Genomic DNA, 2,226 nt, shown 5'->3' with positions numbered 1-2,226 from the left:
TCTCGTCGCAGGCGTAGCCGAACATCATGCCCTGGTCGCCGGCGCCGATGGTCTCGTCGCTCTCGCCGTCCACGCCCATGGCGATGTCGCCGCTCTGCTCGTCGATGGTGGTCATGACGGCGCAGGAGCGGGCGTCGAAGCCGCAGGCGGGGTCGTTGTAGCCGATTTTGTCCACGGTGCGCCGGACGATGTGGGGGATGTCCACGTAGCACCTGGTGGAGATCTCGCCCATGACCATTACCATGCCGGTGGTGGTCACGGTCTCGCAGGCCACGCGGCCGGCGGGGTCCTGGGCCATGATGGCGTCCAGAACGGCGTCAGAAATCTGGTCGCAGACCTTGTCGGGATGTCCCTCGGTGACGGACTCGGATGTAAAGATACGGTTTGCCATGTTGATTCATCCTTTCTCTTTGATGCAGGGGAAAACGAGAAAAAGCACGCCGGGCGGCGTGCTTCTGAGAGATTTCGCTTTCCTCATCTTGCGCTGACCGCCGGAATTGGCACCTTGCTGACGCAGGTTGCCGTGGCTTCATCGGGCCGTTCCCTCCGCCACTCTTGATAAGGTATTCAGTTTATGCGCTCTTCAGCGCTGACCCTATTATACGGCCAGGAGAGGGGATTGTCAACAGGAAAGTTGGAAAAAAGGGACAAATGGGTCAACCCGGCCGGGGGGCCGCTCAGAGAATGGAGTAGCTCCCCCGGACCAGCAGCGTCACCGCGCCGGAGGCCCGCACGCCCTGGGCGTCCGGCATCAGGTAGAGGTGGTTCTGCTGGAGGCTGCCGCCGTTGGAGAGACTGCCGCCGCTGGTGGCGTCCACCAGCCCCGGGGAGCCGGAGGCGGCGCACACGGCGCTGCCCGAGCGCAGGATCACCTCGCAGCCGGCGGAGCCACGGAGGGTCTGGCCCTCCGAGAGGGTGACGGCGGCGTAGGCCGCCCCGCCGCCGGGGGAGGGAGCGCCGCCGCCCAGCTGGTCCCGGAGGGCCTGCTCGGCCTGGGCGATCTCCTGCTCCAGCTCACGGCGCAGGGCGCTGCCACGCTCCTCCAGGGCCTTGTCCACTTTTTCCAGCACCTGATCGGTGAAGGCGCCGGTGAGATAGCTGAGGGTCACCAGGGGGTCCCCCTGGGAGCCCCCGCCGCCGGCCAGATAGGCGAAGGCGGTGAGCACCACCGCCGCCAGAAGAACGCACAGAACCGTGCGCAGTGCGTGTCGTTTCATCAATGTTTCGCTCCTCCGTATGTATCCGAATTTTGAGGAGCCCGCGGAGGGTCCTGCCGCCGCGGGCCCGCTTTCCTCGCTTGAACCGCCGGGACGCCTATACGAGTCTGTCGCTGTGCAGACCGAAGCTGACCGCGATGGCCGCGTCAACCCTGTCCATCAGATCCCTGTCCACGCGCCCCATTTTTTCCCGCAGACGACGCTTATCCAGCGTGCGGATCTGTTCCAATAATACCACAGAATCCCGGGTAAGTCCATAGCTTTGCGCTGCCAATTCGATATGTGTGGGCAGCTTCGCCTTGCCGGTCTGGCTGGTGATGGCTGCCACGATCACCGTGGGGCTGTACCGATTGCCTGTGTCGTTCTGAACGATCAGCACGGGACGCACGCCGCCCTGCTCGCTCCCCACAACCGGGCTGAGGTCGGCATAAAAGATGTCGCCGCGTTTTACGCTTGTATCCACTAAGTTCACACTCCGCCGGAAGAAGTGCCCGGTGTTTCCGGACCACTACCATTCTCCCACGCAACCGCGGAATTTATACTACTCGCTCCGCAAAACAGCGGACCGGCGCCGGTGCGGCGCGCCGCGCTGCAGGGCGCCAAAGCAGCCGTTGGATGCCGGAGTTTTCCTGCCCCGCCATATCCTATGCCCGCCGGCGGGCGGAGGTGCGGAGGGCGGCGGATTTTTCATTTGCGCGCCGGGCGGCCGTTTTGGCGCGCGCGGAGGAGGCCCCGGGGGGCCTCCTCCTTGGCGTCTATGGGCGCGGGAATCAGTGGCAGCAGCCGCAGTGGTGCTTGGTGCCCTCGTAGTCGCAGCAGCTGTTGAGGCTGTTGGGGGGGAAGAACTCCTCCACGGGGAAGCTGATGTTCTGGAAGAGCTCGCAGGGGTCCTCGTTGGCGCAGCAGCCGCCGGCGCAGGAGCAGTCCTTGTCGGGCATGCAGTAGTCGAACACCGGCATGAGCAGCTGGCTGTCCCGCTCCAGACGGATGATGGAGAACTGGCCCAGGG

Annotated in this window: 3 protein-coding genes, 1 pseudogene and 1 riboswitch; all 4 genes and pseudogenes read right to left on the bottom strand. The window is 64.8% G+C overall.

Annotated features, from left to right (window positions below):
* A partial coding sequence (locus QZ326_RS12960; protein WP_295746009.1) for an S-adenosylmethionine synthetase N-terminal domain-containing protein occupies positions 1 to 391 on the bottom strand: 391 nt, incomplete at its 3' end.
* A gap of 80 nt (positions 392 to 471) precedes the next feature.
* A riboswitch (SAM riboswitch) is annotated at positions 472 to 565 on the bottom strand.
* Positions 566 to 677: 112 nt separating this feature from the next.
* The gene (locus tag QZ326_RS12955) at positions 678 to 1,217 is read right to left on the bottom strand and encodes a hypothetical protein (RefSeq protein WP_295746006.1); all 540 of its coding nucleotides are present in this window, start codon (positions 1,215 to 1,217) and stop codon (positions 678 to 680) included.
* Between the two features lie 97 nt (positions 1,218 to 1,314).
* Positions 1,315 to 1,680 (bottom strand): type II toxin-antitoxin system PemK/MazF family toxin, encoded by a 366-nt coding sequence (locus QZ326_RS12950; protein ID WP_295746012.1) that lies wholly within the window; start codon positions 1,678 to 1,680, stop codon positions 1,315 to 1,317.
* Positions 1,681 to 1,987: 307 nt separating this feature from the next.
* Positions 1,988 to 2,226, bottom strand: a pseudogene (locus QZ326_RS12945) (hypothetical protein); the annotation flags it as partial.

This window comes from uncultured Oscillibacter sp. (assembly GCF_910587525.1).
GTDB lineage: Bacteria > Bacillota > Clostridia > Oscillospirales > Oscillospiraceae > Oscillibacter.
The sequence above is the reverse complement of the archived record's forward strand: the minus strand, read 5'-3'. Positions and strand labels throughout refer to the sequence as shown.